Origin of the sequence: Sphingobacterium sp. UBA2610 (genome assembly GCF_002339225.1) — a bacterium.
In the GTDB taxonomy this organism is placed as follows: Bacteria; Bacteroidota; Bacteroidia; order Sphingobacteriales; family Sphingobacteriaceae; genus Sphingobacterium; species Sphingobacterium multivorum.
This window is the reverse complement of the sequence record NZ_DDKA01000023.1, coordinates 524,682-543,973: the sequence shown is the minus strand read 5'-3', so window position 1 is coordinate 543,973 and position 19,292 is coordinate 524,682. Positions and strand designations below refer to the sequence as shown.

The 19,292-nt window shown below is 43.7% G+C and carries 10 protein-coding genes; 5 read left to right on the top strand and 5 right to left on the bottom strand.

The window, feature by feature from the left end; all coding sequences use genetic code 11:
• The first annotated feature begins 33 nt into the window (after nt 1-33).
• The 5 genes from B4Z47_RS18175 to B4Z47_RS18155 all read left to right on the top strand — a co-directional run bounded on the left by B4Z47_RS18175 (nt 34) and on the right by B4Z47_RS18155 (nt 13,292).
• Nucleotides 34-2,505, top strand: coding sequence for a glycoside hydrolase family 2 TIM barrel-domain containing protein (locus tag B4Z47_RS18175; protein ID WP_115047997.1), 2,472 nt, complete (start codon nt 34-36; stop codon nt 2,503-2,505).
• Nucleotides 2,506-2,511: 6 nt separating this feature from the next.
• A complete protein-coding gene (locus tag B4Z47_RS18170; protein ID WP_286727710.1) occupies nt 2,512-5,082 on the top strand; it encodes a glycoside hydrolase family 95 protein in 2,571 nt (856 codons plus the stop codon).
• A 17-nt stretch (nt 5,083-5,099) separates the two neighbouring features.
• Nucleotides 5,100-6,287, top strand: a complete 1,188-nt coding sequence (locus tag B4Z47_RS18165; RefSeq protein WP_115047999.1) for an alginate lyase family protein — start codon at nt 5,100-5,102, stop codon at nt 6,285-6,287.
• A gap of 58 nt (nt 6,288-6,345) precedes the next feature.
• Nucleotides 6,346-9,045 (top strand): glycoside hydrolase family 88 protein, encoded by a 2,700-nt coding sequence (locus B4Z47_RS24625; RefSeq protein ID WP_115048001.1) that lies wholly within the window; start codon nt 6,346-6,348, stop codon nt 9,043-9,045.
• A gap of 62 nt (nt 9,046-9,107) precedes the next feature.
• On the top strand, nt 9,108-13,292 hold the full coding sequence (locus tag B4Z47_RS18155; RefSeq protein WP_286727709.1) for a hybrid sensor histidine kinase/response regulator transcription factor: 4,185 nt from the start codon (nt 9,108-9,110) through the stop codon (nt 13,290-13,292).
• Nucleotides 13,293-13,540: 248 nt separating this feature from the next.
• Here the strand turns inward: B4Z47_RS18155 and B4Z47_RS18150 are convergent, their stop codons facing one another.
• From B4Z47_RS18150 to B4Z47_RS18130, 5 genes are all read right to left on the bottom strand, one after another.
• Complete coding sequence (locus B4Z47_RS18150; protein WP_115048005.1) at nt 13,541-14,734, bottom strand: MFS transporter; 1,194 nt, start codon at nt 14,732-14,734, stop codon at nt 13,541-13,543.
• A 146-nt stretch (nt 14,735-14,880) separates the two neighbouring features.
• The gene (locus B4Z47_RS18145) at nt 14,881-15,789 is read right to left on the bottom strand and encodes a helix-turn-helix domain-containing protein (protein WP_115048007.1); all 909 of its coding nucleotides are present in this window, start codon (nt 15,787-15,789) and stop codon (nt 14,881-14,883) included.
• Between the two features lie 174 nt (nt 15,790-15,963).
• Nucleotides 15,964-17,028: a dihydrodipicolinate synthase family protein gene (locus tag B4Z47_RS18140; protein WP_115048009.1), complete on the bottom strand. Its 1,065-nt coding sequence runs from the start codon at nt 17,026-17,028 to the stop codon at nt 15,964-15,966.
• Nucleotides 17,028-18,050: an NAD-dependent epimerase/dehydratase family protein gene (locus B4Z47_RS18135; RefSeq protein ID WP_115048011.1), complete on the bottom strand. Its 1,023-nt coding sequence runs from the start codon at nt 18,048-18,050 to the stop codon at nt 17,028-17,030. The genes B4Z47_RS18140 and B4Z47_RS18135 overlap by 1 nt, the downstream gene beginning before the upstream one ends.
• A gap of 7 nt (nt 18,051-18,057) precedes the next feature.
• Nucleotides 18,058-19,290: an Nramp family divalent metal transporter gene (locus B4Z47_RS18130; RefSeq protein ID WP_115048013.1), complete on the bottom strand. Its 1,233-nt coding sequence runs from the start codon at nt 19,288-19,290 to the stop codon at nt 18,058-18,060.
• Nucleotides 19,291-19,292: the final 2 nt, after the last annotated feature.

Genomic DNA, 19,292 nt, shown 5'->3' with positions numbered 1-19,292 from the left:
GATAAGATGGAAAGCAGATACTAAAATAGCATAATGAAGAAAAGTAGATTGAATAAAATAGTTGCGTTGTTGTTGACTTTTGGAGTTTCTCAGCTCCACGCTCAGGAAGTTAAGCGGATTGATCATGGCTGGGATTTCTTAAAGAGCGATCTGGGTGGAATCTGGGAAGCTGTAAGGCCGGTGGGAGCCGGTAATCCCGAATCTGTTCCATTGTGGCAGCAAGTAGATCTACCGCATTGTTATAATGCGCTGGACGCTGTTGATCCAGCTATCAATTATTATCAGGGACCCAGTTGGTATAGAAAATCGCTGGAGATCGACAACCCCTATTTAAATGGTCACACCCTCCTTCATTTTGAAGGAGCCGGGCAAAAGACAGCTGTTTATATCCATACCGTTAAAGTTGGGGAGCACGTTGGTGGATACGACGAATGGACGGTGGACATCACGGATGCGGTTGAAAAGTTTAAAAAAACAGATGCTTTTAAAAAACAATTTAAGAGTAAAATACCACTTTCAATTCGTGTGGACAATTCGCGTGATCTAGAAATGATTCCCTCCAATCTGTCTGATTTTAATGTCTATGGTGGTATTTACAGACACCTAAACCTAAAATATGTTCCGCAGACAGCCTTGGAACGTGTATTTGTTGAAGCGTCAGTAGGGGCCGATGGAAAGCAGGGGGTAGTCAACGTCCGTGGACGACTGATGCCATTTTCGGCTCAGACAAATTTTGAAGTCGAAATGCAGCTCTATGACCCTGCTGGAAAAATCGTGCAAACCCAGCAACCACAGGTTAATAAGGGCGCATTAAATCTTGAATTTGGGAAGTTCATGGTCAAGAAGCCACAGCTTTGGAGCCCTGATCAACCGGCTTTATACCGTTTAGTTACGACAATCAAAAGCAATGGACAAGTATTTAAGGAAGAGAGTGTCTTTGGCTTTAGACATGTAGCGTTTAAAGAAAAAGGTCCTTTTCTGCTGAACGGGAAAAGACTTTTGCTTCGCGGTACCCATCGTCATGAAGACCATGCCGGAGTTGCTGCAGCAATGACTGACGATCAGATCTTACAGGAGATGACCCTGATGAAAGAGATGGGTGTAAACTTTATACGCTTGGGACATTATCAGCAGAGTCGTAAAGTGCTTGAGGCCTGCGATAGTCTGGGTATTTTGGTTTGGGAAGAGATTCCATGGTGCAGAGGTGGATTGGGTGGTGAGGTCTATCAGCTTCAGGGAAAACGGATGTTAACCAATATGATTGAACAGCATTATAATCATCCGTCGGTCATTATTTGGGGCCTCGGCAACGAAAATGATTGGCCCGGTGATTTTACGGAGTTTGATCAGGCGAAGATAAGGGCTTATATGAGTGAACTGAATACCTTATCCCATCAATTGGATCCGAGCCGTAAAACAGCGATACGGCGCTGTGATTTCTGTAAAGATATTGTTGATGTTTATTCTCCGTCCATTTGGGCGGGTTGGTATAGAGGCGTTTATACCGACTATAAAGCAGCCTCCGAAGAAGAAATGAAAAAGGTAAAGCATTTCCTTCATGTGGAGTGGGGCGGGGATAGTCATGCAAGACGACATGCAGAGGACCCTGACCGTGCTCTAGCTAAAATCAAAGGTGATGGTACAACAGATGAACGGGCAGGCGATGCGTCGCTCATTGGTGGAGCAGCACGCGTTTCTAAAGATGGCGATTGGAGTGAAAGCTACATCTGTAATCTCATCGATTGGCACTTAAAGGAACAGGAAACCATGCCTTGGCTCACGGGAACAGCCTACTGGCCATTTAAAGATTTTTCAACTCCGGTCCGGCCAGACAATCCTGTGCCTTATGTCAATCAGAAGGGTGTTGTTGAACGGGATTTTACCAAAAAAGAATCGTACTACGTATTCCAGTCGTATTGGACCGAGAAGCCAATGTTGCATATTTATGGCCATAGCTGGCCGGTCCGTTGGGGTGAAAAAGACGAGTCGAAAATGATCAAGGTGTATTCCAATGCCAAGGAGGTTGAGCTTTTTGTCAATGGCAAAAGTCAAGGACTAAAGAAAAGAAATAGCCAAGATTTTCCAGCGGCAGGTTTGCGCTGGATGGTGAAACTGAACGAAGGAAGCAATCAGATTAAAGCTGTCGCGAAAAACGGCCGGGAAATTCTCGTGGATGAAATTGAACAGCAGTATCAGACAAAAAAGTGGGGTAAACCGGCAAAACTTCTTGTGGAAAAGATTGCCACGGAAGGCGATATGATCACTGTGCAAGCTCAAATTGTGGATAAGACCAATACCCCCTGTCTCGATGCAAAGGATTGGATCTATTTTGGTTCGACCGGCGATGGTCAGTTGATCGTCGACCAAGGCACTTCTACGGGGTCGAAAAAAGTGCAGGCCTACAATGGTCGTGCATTGATTAAGCTTCGACTGCCTTCGGGAAGCGCTGTGGTATCAGGCCGGATGGAAGGATCAAAAAGTACCTTGTTAACGATAGAAAAATAACACAAGATGTTAAAAGCAACGAATCATTTGAACTTCTTTTTACTGCTCGGTCTCATGGGGTCGCTTGCGCCATGCCGTGCACAAGGCAATTCGCCGCAGCTCAAGCTTTGGTATGATCAACCGGCCGCGCTCTGGGAGGAGGCACTACCGCTAGGCAATGGCACTACAGGAGCGATGGTCTTTGGTGGGCTAAGTAAAGATAGGTTTCAAATTAATGATAATACCCTGTGGTCGGGTGAACCCGATGCGGGCAATAATCCCAATGGCCCGCAAATTCTACCCAAGGTACGCCAAGCCATCTTTGCTGGAAAATATGAAGAGGCAGCAGTCCTTTGGAAGAAAATGCAAGGACCTTATTCTGCTCGATATCTACCGATGGGCGATTTATGGTTGGATTTTCATCAGGACGAAAAAAAGGTAAAAGATTACAAACGGGAGCTGGATATGGAGCGAGCGATCAATCGGGTCAGCTATTCCTATCAAGGCGTTCAATACCAAAGGGAAAGTTTTATCAGTTTTCCGGATAAAGCATTGGTCGTTCGGTTGAAGGCAAATAAGAAAAAATCAATTACATTCGACCTTTCCTTAACCAGTAAGCTAAAATACAGTGTTTCAGCGCAAGGGAATAATCAGCTGACCTTGCAGGGTAAAGCACCAAGTTTTGTCGCCAATAGGGATTATGAACCCCAACAAGTCGTGTACGACAGTATTGGCGGAAAAGGGATGGCTTTTGCGATGCAGGTAAGCGTAAAGAATATCGGTGGTGTGGTAAAAAAAGAGGGGGATAAGCTTAAGATCATAGGCGCCGATGAGGTGATTTTATTTTTGACGGAAGCGACAAGCTTTAACGGTTTTGATAAGTCGCCGAGTCAGGAAGGTAAAGATGCCACGCTGCTCGCAAAAAACCGCATGCATACTGTCTCCAAAAAGAATTTTCAGACCATACTCTCCGATCATCAAAAAGATTATCAAGCACTATTCAATCGAGTAGCCTTTGAGTTGGCTGGTACCTCTGCGCATGATAAATTGCCTACAGATCAACGTATCATACAGTTTTCCAAAGGACCGGCCGATTTGGGGCTGCTGACACTGTATTATCATTTTGGACGGTACTTGTTGATTGCCAGTTCCAGACAAGGAGGGAGACCAGCTAATTTACAGGGGATCTGGAATGATCATGTGCAGCCGCCCTGGGGAAGTAATTACACGACCAATATCAATACAGAAATGAATTATTGGCTCGCGGAAAATACCAATCTTGCAGAATGTCATCAACCGTTGTTTGATTTTATGGATGAGCTGGCTATCAATGGGGCCAAAACAGCATCGATAAATTACAATATCGATAAGGGCTGGGTTGTTCATCATAATTCCAATCTATGGGCCAAAACTTCCCCTCCGGGCGGATACGATTGGGATCCCAAAGGAATGCCGCGCTGGTCGGCATGGCCTATGGCAGGAGCCTGGTTGAGCACACATCTATGGGAACACTACCGTTTTACGGGTGACAAAACGTTCTTGAAGGAGAAGGCCTACCCCTTGATGAAAGGGGCAGCCCAATTTATGTTGCAATGGCTGATTGCGGATCTCGGAAATAAATATCTCGTCACCAATCCGTCCACTTCACCTGAAAATACAATTAAAATAGCAGGTAAAGAATATCAATTGACCATGGCCTCTACCATGGACATGGCGATCATTCGGGAGCTTTTCACAGCTGTTATTCACTCCTGTGCTATACTGAACGTTGATCCTGAATTTAAATCAGCACTAGAACAAGCGAAGGAAAAGCTTTATCCCTATCAGGTGGGCCAATATGGACAATTGCAGGAATGGTTTAAAGATTGGGATGATCCAAAGGATCAGCATCGGCATATTTCCCATTTATTTGGATTATACCCGGGCAATCAGATCAGTTTTGCCGAAAACAAGGCTTTGGCCGCGGCATCCAAGCGTTCATTGCTTTTAAGGGGCGATGTGAGTACCGGCTGGTCGATGGCCTGGAAGACAAATTGGTGGGCGAGGCTTCAGGATGGAAATCATGCCTATAAAATCCTCAAGGATGCCTTAAATTTTATTGATCCCAAATTGGACCGTGAGCAGATGAGCGGTGGCGGAGCCTATCCGAATCTATTTGATGCACATCCACCTTTTCAAATAGATGGGAATTTTGGTGCTACGGCGGGAATGACTGAAATGTTGCTGCAGAGTCATGATGGAGCCGTCCACTTGTTACCGGCCCTACCTGATGAATGGTCTGCTGGGACGATAAAAGGAATTAAGGCCAGGGGAAACTTTACCGTAGATATTGCCTGGAAAAATAACGTATTGACCGAAGCAATGATCGTGTCCAATATTGGTGGTGTTTGTCGTTTGCGTACACCTTTACCCGTTAAAGTTGTCGGTGTCGAATCAAATCAGGCAGCTGTCACAGACAATGCGCTATTATATAAACCGGAACAACTTCCGTATACGGTAGCGGATTCTTCCAAACTGCCCCTTTTAGCTGGTCCAAAAACGTTTGAAGTTCAATTTGAGACCATAAAAGGTAAACGGTACCGTATTGTTCCAATGTAATTCAAAATCCAGGAAAAATGAAATTTACATCAATTGTTCGCGTCATTGGCTGTCTCCTTGGGATCGCAATTTTCCCTTTATTCTTGAGGGCAAAAATGAAGGAAGGTATTTTTGAGCAGGAGATCATCCAGACGCTGCGCCCTGTTATCCTAAAGCAGTCCAAGTGGGCGATGAAGCAGAAACCATTGACTGTGACAGCTTATAAGGCAGTTCGGAGTACCGGGGGTATTCATGATTTTTATTCTGAAGGCGATTATTGGTGGCCCGATCCCAAAGATCCCGCTGCGCCCTATATTCAACGGGATGGGATGACTAATCCAGCCAATTTCGTTGAACATCGTAAAGCGATGATCCGCTTCAGCCGAATCGTGGGGGCACTGGCCTCAGCCTATCGTTTGAATCCAGATAAAAAATACGTACAGCAGGCCCTTCGCCATTTAAAGGCTTGGTTCGTGGATGCAGAGACGATGATGAATCCGAATCTTCTTTATGCTCAGGCTATACAAGGGCGTTTTACAGGGCGAGGAATAGGCATTATTGATACCATTCATCTGATGGAAGTTGCACAGGGCGTAAAGATATTTGAAGACGACCCCAATTTTCCACAGGCTGCTAAGGATGCCATACATCGCTGGTTTGCAATCTATTTACGCTGGCTTACAACGCATCAATATGGGATCGATGAAATGAATGCTGCCAATAACCATGGTACCTGTTGGGTGATGCAGGTCGCTGCATTTTCGAGTTTGGTGCAAGACACGGTATTACTCAACAGATGTGCAGATCGCTATGCGCACGTGTTATTGCCGAATCAAATGGAGTCTAATGGCAGTTTTCCGAGAGAATTGCAGCGGACAAAACCTTATGGATACGCGTTGTTTAATCTGGATGCGATGACCATGATCTGCCAGATTTTGTCCAAGACCAACACCTCCCTTTGGCAGTATACATTGTCAGATGGGCGGACAATAAAAACGGGTGTTGATTTTATGGTCCCTTATATTGCAGATAAAGAAAAATGGCCGTATCCGAAAGATGTCATGTATTGGGATCAGTGGCCAATTGCGCATCCGGCACTCGTATTTTCGGCAGAAGCTTACCAGAATAAAGACTATCTGCAGCTTTGGAAAAAGCTTGATCATGCACCTGAACAAGAAGAGGTTGTTCGAAATTTACCCATTCGCAACCCGATTATATGGCTTTGATTTTCCTGGCTCTTTATAAAATAACTTAACCATTTCACCTTAAAAACCTACAGATAACATGAATGTTAATGCGACGTCTTTGCGAAGATATACCCTCTTTTTGCGCTTTCGAAATTTAAAAAGGCCATCCATTGCCAAAGCACTATTTTTGACGGGAATTCTGTGCGCTTTTCAACACGTTGAGGCACAGAGTACCAGGCAGCTGCAAAAAGCGTGGGGCCTTGCAGATCAACAAGCTCAACTACTTTATAAAGAATTGCAGCTCTTGAAAAAAAGGGATTCATCCTTGGTTTCGCCACGTACGCTTTCCACAGATAACGAACTGGTTGCTGTGAAAAGGGGGGACTGGACCAGTGGTTTTTTTCCTGGCGTCCTATGGTTTCTCTACGAAAAGTCGGGAAAACAACAATGGAAGGATCTCGCTTCGGAAACAACAAGGTCGATCGAGGCGGAGCAATTTAATGGTAAGACCCATGATATGGGCTTTAAGATCTATTGTAGCGTTGGAAATGGCTATCGCTTAACCGCAAATCCACAGTACCGGGAGGTGCTTGTACAGGCAGCCAAAACGCTGGCAACCCGTTTCAATCCAACAGTCGGCTGTATACGTTCGTGGGACCACAATAGCCACCGCTGGGACTTTCCGGTTATCATTGATAACATGCTCAATCTAGAATTGCTGTTTGAAGCAACCAAACTCACTGGAGACTCTACTTATTATCAGATCGCGGTGAGCCACGCCAACACAACGCTAAAAAATCATTTTAGACCGGATTACAGTACCTATCATGTGATAGACTACAACCCGAAAACAGGAGCAGTGCAGCATAAAAACACCCATCAGGGCTTAAGTGACGAATCTACCTGGTCGCGGGGTGAAGCCTGGGCACTGTATGGCTATACGATGTGTTACAGAGAAACCGGCGATCCGAAATATTTGCAGCAAGCCGAAAAAGTTGCACATTGGCTGTTTACACATCCTAATATGCCGAAAGACTTGATCCCTTATTGGGATTTCGATGCACCTCATATACCAAATGAACCACGGGATGTGTCGGCAGCGACAGTCATCGCATCGGTGCTGTTGGAATTAAGCACGTATAGCAACCAAGGAAAAGATTATCGTGCAAAAGCACAGACCATATTGGCTAACCTGATAGACCATTACATGTCGCCACCAAATAAAAATCGCGGTTTTATATTATTACACAGTACGGGATCGAAACCTTCCAATACCGAAGTGGATAAACCTTTGAGTTATGCCGATTATTATTTCTTGGAAGCACTACATCGACAAGAAGAGCTGCAGTCCGGAAAAGTGCAATCGGATCTGGTCCGGAAAAATCCAGCGGGACAATTGATCTATTTTCCGGATGCACAGGGAAACGTCATCCCCGACTTTAGCCATGTGGGCTATCATCAAGGTGATCAAAAGCTGCCCAATGTTCCTGTCGTGGTTACGGTAAAACCCAGCATAAATGGCGATGATCAGCAAATTATACAGCAGGCTATCGATGCCGTAGCAGCAAAACCACCTGATAAAAACGGTTATAGAGGTGCTGTTTTGTTAAAAAAAGGCCTGTACACTATACCTGGGAGTTTGGAAATTCATGCCAGCGGTGTGGTGTTGAGAGGTGAGGGGGATGCCGAAGGACAAACCCTGCTTAAAGCAGCAGGCCAGCACCAACGGAGCTTATTGAAAGTTTCCGGTACGGGTAATTATACAGTGGATCAGGCTAGACAACAGTTTGTTAAGCCTGGCTATGGACCTGTAGGGGCTAACTATGTTCTGGTCGATCGTCCGAAGGAATGGAGAGTGGGCGAGCAGGTCCTCCTCTCGTATGAAATGAACGATGCCTGGATTGAAGCGCTTCGAATGAACCAGATTGAAAAAAGAGAAGGGACGAAACAGTGGACAGCGCGGGAATACAAGCTAAATTTTGAACGTACTATTTTAGCCATTCGAGGTGACTCTGTATTTTTTGATAATCCCCTGGTGATGGCGATTGATCCGAGGTACGCAAAAGTGGCCGTCATTCCCTACACCTTCGACGGGCGTATAAGTGAAGTTGGGATCGAAAATATACGGTTCGAGTCTGATTTTGTAAGTGATACGGACGAAAATCACGGCTGGATTGCAATTGATATGGATAAAATAACGAATGGTTGGGTGCGCAATATCACCGCGCGTTATTTTGGCTATGCGGCGGTGAGTCTTGGTGCTTTTGCCAAACAGATTACAGTAATGAAGTCGCGGTGTCTGGATGGAAAATCTCAAATTACAGGCGGGCGGAGGTATTCGTTCAATAATGACGGTCAGCTTAATTTATTTAAAGAACTTTATACGACGGAAGGTCGTCATGATTACGTAACAGGGGCCAGGACCCTCGGTCCGAACGTTTTTAGCCTTTCTAGCGCGGAACGAACACATGCGGATATTGGTCCACATCATCGATGGGCTGTTGGAACCTTATACGATCAAATCGTAACGGATGGTGAAATTAATGTGCAGGATCGGGGTAATTGGGGGAGTGGACACGGTTGGGCTGGGGTGACACAAGTCTTATGGAATTGTACGGTCAAAAGTGCTGCAGTACAACAGCCCTGGACTTCTGGGCAAAATTTTGCCATAGGCGTAAAGGGAGAGAAAGTAGCTGGAAGATTGAAAAATAGAAACGCTGGTTATTGGGAAAATCAAAACCGGATAATGTCGATCGGCTCGCTTTATGAGCAACAATTAAAAGATCGATTAAAGTGATTCTTGTTCGTGTTTATTCAATGGAATGATTATTTTTATCATCCATTTCAATTATATACCTTATGATGCCACTACGTGTTTTTGTGCGCTGTTTTTGCTGTGCTTTAGCGTTAATTTCTGTTTTGCATGCGCAGGAAAAAAACTATCGTTTTTTACACTTGGATGTCAATGAAGGTTTGTCTCAGGGCAGCGTTTTCGCTATTGCTCAAGATTATTTGGGTTTTATGTGGATCGGTACCCGTGATGGCTTAAATAAGTACGACGCCAGAAAGTTTACGATTTACCGCAGCAATCCACAAGATAGCCTTTCCTTAGAGCACAACTTTATTCAAGCGATTACGGAAGATAACAAAAGGCGGCTTTGGATAGGGACAATGACAGGACTGAATTTATACAATCGTGCGTCAGACAATTTCATCCGTATACCCTTACCTACCGTTGAGAGTAGCAGTGGAAAAATGGATGTCAACGTTCATCAGATCTTTCAGGATTCCAAGGGCAAGATTTGGATTGCGACAAATATAGGCTTGTATAAGATTAAAGAGGGCCGGCATCTCGAAGCGGAATTGGTCTTCAATGAGATTACCGTTGAAAGAAGCCAGGGAAAAGAATACTATCGTAATTTTCGAACCGTGTATGAGGATCGCAGAAAGCGATTGTGGTTTTGTACTGATGATGCCATTGTACTCATGCAGGCCGCATCGAAAGATGGAAATAGTTTAAAGGTTCTACGGACTTACTTCAAAGAGAAATCAGTAGATAATAAAGTTAATCAACGGTTTCAGGCCGTATTGGAGGTTAGTCCAGGTATATTCTGGGTAGGCACGAAATATAATGGGATTCGGATTATCAATGAGCATACAGGCGAAATATCCTCGTTAACTGAAGCGGGCAATCATACAGGTTTGGCCAGTCAAGATGTACGGTCCTTAAAAAAAACAGTTGATGGAAAGATTTGGATCGGAACATTCAATGGCCTATATGTTTATCAAAATGGAAAACTGCTTTTTATTCAGGCAGACGATGGAAATCCCAATAGCTTAAGCAATAATTCCATTCGTCCTATATTTCAAGATAAGAGGGGATCTATTTGGATCGGAACCTATTTTGGAGGGGTCAATATCTATGACAAGGATATTCCCAATTTTCAGAATTTTACCCATCAAGCTAAACGCAATAGCTTAAGTTACAATGTGGTGAGCGCTTTTGTTGAAAATGGAATGGGAGAACTTGTAATTGGAACTGAGGGTGGAGGATTGAATTATTTTAATCGGCGTACGAATTCGTTTTTTAGTGAACGTCACGATAAAAATAACCTGAATGGCCTAAGTCATAACAATGTGAAGTCCATCTGTCTAGATAAGGGAGGGAACTTATGGGTAGGTACCTATGACGGTGGATTGAATTTAAGACGAAAGGGGCAACAAGGCTATGAACATTTTCGTTTCGATCCCAATGTAAGTAATGGCCTGGCAAACAATAATGTCTATGCAATCTTAGAGGATCGCAATGGCGATATTTGGATTGGCACGTTCGGTGGCGGACTACAGGTGCATCGTAAAAACCAGAAAGTGGGATCTTTCCAGACATTTGATGTGGCAGGAAAGCAATTGAGCTCCAATATGGTGCGCGCTTTGCTAGAGGATTCAAAAGGTAATCTATGGATCGGTACTTCCAATGGGTTAAATCTAAAACTAGCCGGTACCGATAAATTTGTTTCCTTTCTAAATGACAAGAAAGATTCTCTTTCAATTAGCGGAAATGATATTGTGAGTATCCATGAAGATCGAAAAGGACAGATTTGGATCGGTACCTATATGGGCGGGCTCAATCGCTATCTTCCGGAGAAGAAAGCGTTCAAAAGGTTCAATGAACGAAATGGATTGCCGATCAACAATGTTTTTGCGATGTTGAGCGATCTGAAAAACAAATTGTGGTTGAGTACAAATACAGGGATTTCTTGTTTCGACCCCCTATCGGGTCATGTACGCACCTATACGAAGACCGATGGTCTTCCTGGCAACGAATATATTCAAAATGCAGCAGCAATGTTGCGGGACGGAAAACTTGCCTTTGGAAGTTTCTCCGGCTTCACCCTATTTAATCCGGATAGTTTAAGTGTCAATAATTATATTCCCCCCATTCAGTTTACAGAGCTGAAATTATTCAATAAAACAGTTCTCCCAGGTATTGATGCTGTTATTCCCAAAGATATATCCATGATGGATGAATTGATACTTGATCATAATCAAAATGTTTTTAGTCTCGAATTCAGTGTGTTGAATTATGTCCATCCGGAGAAAAATCAATACGCGTATTATCTGAAAGGTTTTGATCAAGACTGGAATTATGTGAGCAATCCCGTGGCTACGTATACCAATTTAGACCCTGGTACCTACGAGCTTTGGGTAAAGGGGGCTAACAACGATGGGGTATGGAACGAAAAGGCAACGGTTTTGAAGATTAAAGTGCTGCCAGCACCCTGGAAGACATGGTGGGCCTATAGCGGCTATTTTCTTCTTTTTGCTGCGGCCGGTTTTTTGGTTATCCGATTTTTCCACGGCCGGAATAAATTGAAACAGGACCTTTTGATTCGGCAAATAGATTCGGAAAAACAGGAGGAGCTCCATGAAGCAAAACTGAATTTCTTTACCAATATCTCCCATGAATTCCGTACGCCATTGTCATTAATTATCGGGCCGTTAAATCAATTAAAAGGCGACCGATCGCTTTCAGCGTATGCACAGGAGCACCTTGGTTATGCGACGAGAAATGCCGATCGGTTGATGAATCTGGTCAATCAGCTGCTTGATTTCAGAAAACATGAAGGCGGAAAGATGAAATTGTTTTGCCAAAAGGTTCATCTTGCTACGTATTTGGAAAACATTCGCCAGAATTTTCACTTTATTGCCGAAAAAAATAATATTCAGTTTTTTCTGGATAATAAGGTAAGTCCTAATTACGTTGCAGGTTTCGATCCGGAACAATTTGAAAAAGTCCTTGTCAATTTGATTTATAATGCGTTTAAATTTACGGATAAGGGAGGTAAAATAAAGATACAGGTTGAGCTAGAAGTGGAAGGTGAGTTGGAGAAATTGCTTGTTTCCGTTTGGGATTCCGGGCGTGGAATCCCACCCAAAGATATTCCTTTTGTATTTGAACAATTTTATCAGGCCAATACAAAAGGCTTGTCGGCTACCAACGGTGGAATAGGTTTGGCACTTTGCCGTTCCATTGTCCAGTTGCACGGCGGGAAACTCACTGTTGAAAGCAATATGGCACAGGAAACGACAGACTACAATACGGTATTTCGGATCAGCCTGCCCCAGAGCGCTGTCGTCATCGAAGAGCTACCGGTCTTAACGGATACTCCAGGGATGATATGCGCTGACCCAGCAGATGCCGGTATGCCCTATGTGGATACTACAAAAACAGCACTTGAGCGTCCTGCGGCGGAGGAAGATAAACCCATCATACTTGTTGCCGAGGACAATGTGGAGCTACGTTGTTTTATATGTGAAAATTTACGAAAAAAATATATTGTTTTGGAAGCCAACGATGGTATTGAGGCCCTGGAATTGGTGCAAACAAAACAGCCCGATATTATCATTTCGGATGTAACGATGCCCAACTGTGACGGAATCACACTTTTGCAGCAGATTAAAAATGATAGCAGTTCAAATCATATTCCGGTGATTCTTTTGACAGCCCGCACAGCTGATCCTTATATCACAGAGGCATTTGAAATCGGTACAGATGATTACATTACCAAGCCCTTCAGTATGCCGCACCTCATTCAGAAAATTTCTAACATCTTACAGACGCGGAAAAGGTTGGAGGAAAAATTTGTACAGCATTATCTTCTTGGAGCGCAGGGAACAGATCTGCCCGAAAGAACTCGTTTCTTGGATCAGGTGTTGAAGATTGTTGAAGAAAATCTGGGCTGCGAAGATTTTGGCGTGCTTGATCTTACAAAAGCCATCGGTGTGAGCCGCTCTGTTTTGTACCGCAAGATTAAGCAGCAAACGGGACTGAATCTGGTTGAATTTATTAATATGGTCCGTCTCAAGAAAGCAGCCTATATTTTGGTGAACGATACAGGTTTGAGTATCAGCGAGGTGGCTTATCAGGTCGGGTTCAATGATCCAAAGTATTTTAGCAAATCATTTAAGAAATTCTATAAGGAGAGTCCACGTACCTATGTTGAAAAATTCGGTGTAAAGGAAAGTAGCAATTTAGAAAAATAAGCAAGGGTTTTCGTGATTTGGTCAGCAGCAGCGAGGACAGCAGACTGAATTTTTTTTCGGTCAAAAAAAAGGTTTTCAAACGGGGAGAATGAAAACCTTCAATAACCAATTATAAACCTAAATTATGATGCAACAAATATAGTTGTTTTTAATACTATTTTAAAAATAATTCAACTTTTAAGTATAGTTTTGTAGCTGTCCAGCTACAGGTTAATATTGCCCTGTCGCTGAAAGAACCTGCCCATAGCTTATACGCTTTTGACCAATTTATGAATAACGTATAAAGTGGTCAATCCCAACAGCGCAAATATGCCATAACCTAATCCAATCTGAAACTGCGAAGAAGGGTTTACCAAGCTTACCGTGATGTAACTGAGTGAAGAGGTCAGCAGGTAGGTAATTCCGCCAACCAATCCGCCGGCGATACCTGCCGACAATGGAAACCTCCCTAAACAGTAGCTGAAATAATTGTTAAAAATAAATCCTGCTGTACAATGTACAGCAAATGCGAAAAATGTCAATGTATAGAGATTTGACAGGTAAGGTGAAACCAAGAGCATACATACAATCAGGCTGATCTGAATGAAGTTGGCGATTCTCAACTTCGGAACCAAGGCTCTTTTAATAAGGGCTTTACCAATAAAACCACCACACATCCAAGCTAAGCCCATAATTAGCGAGGTATAACCGGTTGTGATTGCGCTATAGCCCAGCTGGTGTTCAATAAAAAAGGGACCGCTGAGGTTGTAGAACATGACAAGACCGTAGGATATACCGCACATGACTATACCGAAGGTAAAATCATTGCTTTTAAGCATCATTTTAAATTCGCCAATCAGGTAGTTGATATGGAGAGGTTTCTTCTGTTTGATTGTTTCGCCAGAAAAGATCAGTTCAAGGATGAAAAGTACAGCACTGTAAACGGCCAGAACCATAAAGTTAGAACGCCAACCAAATTGTGTCTGAAGGTAGCCGCCAATAAAAGGAGCGACAATCGGACCGATCGACCAGACGATGGTCATAATGCTGAGGTAGTGCTTGCGCTGTTCACCTTCGTAGACATCCACAAAATAGGCTCTTTTTGAGATGACCACGAATGCCGATAAGATGCCCTGTAGAATACGCATCAGGTAAATAACCCAAATATCTTGCGTGCTTGCTGTAATCCAGAAACTGACAATGAAAAGGAAAAGTGATATCAGGTTGATGCGATATCTTCCCCAAGCGTCAACCAACGCTCCTGTAAAGAACTGAGCAACACCATAGCTGATTAGAAAAAGCGAAAGGGTTAGCTGGATTTTGCTTTCATTCAAGCCAAGCTCCTGAGCCATTTGTGGCATCGACGGAAGATAAATATCGGTCGCAAGTCCCGTAATCGGAACAAGTGCAAATGCTAGTATCGTCGGGATAAAAGATTGCTGTGGTTTAGTGTTTTTTTCCATCCTTTAATTTTTTAAATTTCGCGTCTCTATGGACGTTCATGCAGCCAGCCACTTTTTTCTCTTTGACCTGCTAAATATGATGTGGACAAAAGTAGCTTCATTGCCTGTTTCGAAAGATATAGAATTCAAACAAATTATTGTGAAAATCAAACAGGCCTGTTGCGAAAAGCTAAAGGCGGTATGCCCGCATGTTTTTTGAAATAATTACTGAAGTTTGCGGGTTCCTCAAAACCCAGGGCATAAGCGATTTCATTGATATTCCAGCTGCTATGTTGGAGGAGGGCTTTTGCTTCCTGTGTGATGCGTAGTGCGATGAGTTCTTGTGTGGTTTTTCCTGTATTTTGTTTCAAAGCCCTGTTTAGCGAATTGACATGGATATTGAGCTGCTGTGCATAATCCGTTGCATTTTTAAAACGAAGCAAATTTTCGGTGTCAATCGGAAATTGGCGTTCCAGTAGCTCTAAGAAAAGATGGGAAATACGCTGATTGGCGTTTTGGTAAGGTGATATTCCCTCATTTGGCGCTAGTTTTAATGTTTCTAAAACGAGTAACTGCAACTGATTCCGGATAATTTCATATTTGAACGAAAAATCAGATAGCAGTTCCGCATTGATGCGCTGAAAAATGTGATTGAAAAGATCGACCTGTTCGTCCGTTAAGAAATAGACGGGGCTACCACTCGGATTGAAAAAATGGCTTTCGAGGATGTTGTGGTTGTAATGTTTGTCCTCCTGAATGAATTTTTGTGTAAAAAGACAGAACCATCCTTTTTGATCGGGATTGTCTGTTTCCCAAGAGTAGGGAACAAGCGGACTTGAAAATACAAGCGCTGGACGGTCAATAGGGATCCATTGATCGCCATAATGCAGTTGACCCTCGCCGATCATAAGGGATATTTTGAAATAATCTTTTCTATTGTACGGTGATTTTAAGGGACAATGCTCACGAGAAAATACGTTAAAATGAGAAATTTGTTCGGGCGAGGAGCCTATTGGGTAATTGGATTCTCGAAATACCCGTTGATAGAAATCAATTATATTTTCAGAAGTTGTCATGACGCAAAGTTATAAAAATCAAACCTTTTGTTCTGCGCAAGATTCCTCCCGGTCAGTCATTGATTGGTAAAATATGAACTGGAGCAAAAAGGAAGGTCCCATCACCTCGTTAGCTATGACTAGCCCGGGTGATGAGACCTTTGAGAGGGAACCGATTGTTATAAAAGGAAGCGACTATTGGGATCTAGATTTAAGAAACTCCTTGACAAATTCATCGTCGTTTAAGTCAGGGTAGTCTTTATATACACGATCAATTTCTTCTTGCTGTCCGATGGAAAGGTTTTCGTCGGGGTTCAGACACCAGATACCTTTCATCAAACCTTGTCTACGGAGCACCTCATGTAAGCCTGGTATACAGCCATGGAATGCATTTGCTGGGTCAAAAAATGCGGCATTACTGTCTGTGACAGCAATCGCTTTGCTTAGGAGATGGCTCGCATGGAGGTTATTGGGATTCTGTTTGTATGATTTTATTTCCCGAAGGAGCTCAACGGCCTTTGCCGTCCAAACGGCCCAATGACCTAGTAAACCACCTTTAAATTCTATGGAGACGTTTTCTCCAGCTACGGGGAAATTATACACGCTCATCAGATCGTTGACAATATTGTCATCATTGCCCGTGTACATGGCAATTTGATCTCGCCGGCTGGAGTTGGCTATAGCACGCATAACGTCTAATGTCTGGTAGCGGTTGAAGGAGGCGCACTTGATGGCGACGACGTTGTCGATTTCGGCAAACTGCTGCCAAAAGGAATAAGAGAAAATACGGCCACCAACGGCAGGTTGAAGATAGAATCCAAAAACAGGAATAATAGCTGCTATTGCTCTGACTCGATCTAATATTGCATTTTCAGTCCAGCTTTGGAGTCCGCCCATACTCAAAAGTCCGATATCATAACCGTATTGAAGTGCCGTGTTTGCCTCCTGTACCGCTTGTTCTGTGGCGCCGCAGATGCCCGCAATTCTGATAAATGGTCGTTGGAGCTCAGCTTTATCGACTTCTTCGCTAGCCCATCGCAACACGGTTTCAAAAAGATTGATCTCAGGGTCCCGGATTTCAAACTGGGTTGAATGTACAGCGACAGCGATTCCGCCCGCTCCACTGGCTATGTAATACTGGGTCAGGAGTCGTTGATGTGCTTCGTCAATGCTGCGGTCCTCATGGAGGGCGAGGGGGTGCGCCGGAATGACCGTCCCTTCCCAAAGCAACTGTTGTAATTTGTTGTCTAAAGTTTTCATTAGAATTTTCCTTTTCGTTCTTGAAAGTGCGTGTCTTTGTTCCATAGTTCGCCACCTTGGATCAACCATTTGGCTGTAATGTCTATCGCTTCCCGTATGGTTGTCTTCGGGTAGCCAAATAAACGATGGCATTCGGAAGCGTTGTTTAGTAAAGCAGTTCCGGCGGGCTCATTCACAAAGATGGGCCTAGTGTTGAAATGCTCAGCAAAGCGCTCTGCGATCCATCGTGTAGAAAGAATTTCAGGCCCCGTGACATTCAGTATTTTGGCCGGAGACTGACAATGCAATAATGATCTTAAGGCAATTTCGTTGGCATCTCCCTGCCAGATGACATTGACGTTTTCGGTTGTCAAATCTATTGGGAGCTGCCCTTTGACCGATTTGGCAATTTCGACGAGCACACCGTAGCGAAAATCCACCGCATAATTCAATCGGTAGATCAGGGTAGGTGTACCATTTTTCTTCGAAAAATACTCGAATATGCGCTCTCTACCCAAGCAGGATTGTGCGTATTCACCGACAGGCTCGGGCGTTCTTTCCTCGGAAACGCCGCCATTGCTTATCGGCACAAAGGGCAGTACGTTACCCGAAGAAAAAGCAACAATGTTGGAGTCTCGAAAATGAGAAGCTACCATTCCGGGAAGATAGGTGTTCATTGCCCAGGTGAAATCTTCATTTCCTGTGGTGCCGAACTTATGTCCTGCGAGGTAAATGACATTCGGAACCTGTGGAATCTTTTTGAGTTCTTCCTCATTCAGCAGGTCGCAGGCGATGGTCTCTATGCCTAGATCTTCCAGTTCCTGTTGGAGTTCCTTGGTTGAAAAACGCGAAACACCAATGACCTTTTTGTCTATTCCTGCAGCTTGAATAGCCCGCATGGCTAGTTTTGCCATGCTTGGCCCCATTTTTCCGCCAATACCTAGGAAAAGGATATCACCTTGTATCTTTTTTATATCTTCAATTAGATCTAATGATGGTGCAAGTATTTGCTGTTCCAATTCCGCTAAATTGTTATGGTCCATGTCTGAATTATTTGATTAAATTATAGAAATTACTAAAAGCAAGAAAAACGAGTAAGAGAAGTCCGAGGATTGCCCATAACCTTGTTAGTGGGCTGTTTCTGAGCGCACCCATAATTTCTTTGTCGTTTGCGATCAGAAAGAGGATAATGCCAATAAAGGGAACAAGAAAAATGGTGATGCTTTGGGCAAAAACAATAAGCTCCAAGGGGAGATTTCCGAAGATCAGTGCGATGGCAGACCCAAAAATCATGACCAAAGAAATAAAGAGTTTCACTTTGGGGTGATTGAGATTGTTGCCGAAGCCAAAGGTATCGCCCAGTAATGAACCGCCTAATACAGCATTGCCGATCAAGGAAGAAAAGGAGGCGCCGAAAAGACCGATAAAAAAGAGGTGTGAGGCGTAGCTTCCCAAAAGCGGTTCCAATGCACGGCCCATCTCAGCGGCAGAACTCAATTTGATGCCTTGCGGATGAAGGGTATTTGCAGCGCAGACCATCACGGCAGCACTCATGATCCCGAGTATAATGATGCCGATTCTGCTCCCGACTATTTGCCGTTCCGAAGTCTGCTTGTTGGACGACAGTTTTCTTCTTGACTGCACAAGATAACTTTGATAAAACGCACCCACAATCGAAAAGCAAGACGCTGTGAAAGCAATAATTAAACCCATTGATAAAGGCGGGAGGCTTGGAATAAAACCTAAGAAAAAGTCCTGTGCAGACGTCTTTGTCATTATGGCTGTGGATAAAAAAGCAAATAGCATAAGGATAATAAGTGCTAGCATCAGTTTTTCCAGTAGCGCATAGAAAGACTTGAAGAACAACAGTAAAATGCCGATGACATTAAAAACGATGATCCATATTTTGGGGTTTGTCCCCGTTGCTTCCGAAACAGAAATGGAGACCCCTGTGGCATTTCCGGATTGAAAACAGGTTGCGACAAGGAAGATTCCGAGGCCAATGATGATGGCGGTTGTTTTACCAAATTTCTGGCGAATCAAGGTAAGTAAAGATTCGTCTCTCGCAATGCCGATACGTGCCGCCATATTGGTGAAAACCATCATAAAAAAGATCGCGACGACGACAACCCATAATAGGGCGAAGCCATAATCTGCACCCATTTTTGATGTGATGGTCATTTTGCTGGGCCCGAAAACCAGGGCGGCGGTAATGATGCCGGGACCTAAGATGGATAGCCAATTTTTAAACAAAGAGGGTTTTGGCTCGAGGTTATTTTCCATGA

What these genes read in the sequence shown, in the direction of transcription:
- B4Z47_RS18175 (WP_115047997.1), top strand. Translation starts at nt 34, where the DNA reads ATGAAGAAAAGTAGATTGAATAAAATAGTTGCGTTGTTGTTGACTTTT.
- B4Z47_RS18170 (WP_286727710.1), top strand. Translation starts at nt 2,512, where the DNA reads ATGTTAAAAGCAACGAATCATTTGAACTTCTTTTTACTGCTCGGTCTC.
- B4Z47_RS18165 (WP_115047999.1), top strand. Translation starts at nt 5,100, where the DNA reads ATGAAATTTACATCAATTGTTCGCGTCATTGGCTGTCTCCTTGGGATC.
- B4Z47_RS24625 (WP_115048001.1), top strand. Translation starts at nt 6,346, where the DNA reads ATGAATGTTAATGCGACGTCTTTGCGAAGATATACCCTCTTTTTGCGC.
- B4Z47_RS18155 (WP_286727709.1), top strand. Translation starts at nt 9,108, where the DNA reads ATGATGCCACTACGTGTTTTTGTGCGCTGTTTTTGCTGTGCTTTAGCG.
- B4Z47_RS18150 (WP_115048005.1), bottom strand. Translation starts at nt 14,734, where the DNA reads ATGGAAAAAAACACTAAACCACAGCAATCTTTTATCCCGACGATACTA.
- B4Z47_RS18145 (WP_115048007.1), bottom strand. Translation starts at nt 15,789, where the DNA reads ATGACAACTTCTGAAAATATAATTGATTTCTATCAACGGGTATTTCGA.
- B4Z47_RS18140 (WP_115048009.1), bottom strand. Translation starts at nt 17,028, where the DNA reads ATGAAAACTTTAGACAACAAATTACAACAGTTGCTTTGGGAAGGGACG.
- B4Z47_RS18135 (WP_115048011.1), bottom strand. Translation starts at nt 18,050, where the DNA reads ATGGACCATAACAATTTAGCGGAATTGGAACAGCAAATACTTGCACCA.
- B4Z47_RS18130 (WP_115048013.1), bottom strand. Translation starts at nt 19,290, where the DNA reads ATGGAAAATAACCTCGAGCCAAAACCCTCTTTGTTTAAAAATTGGCTA.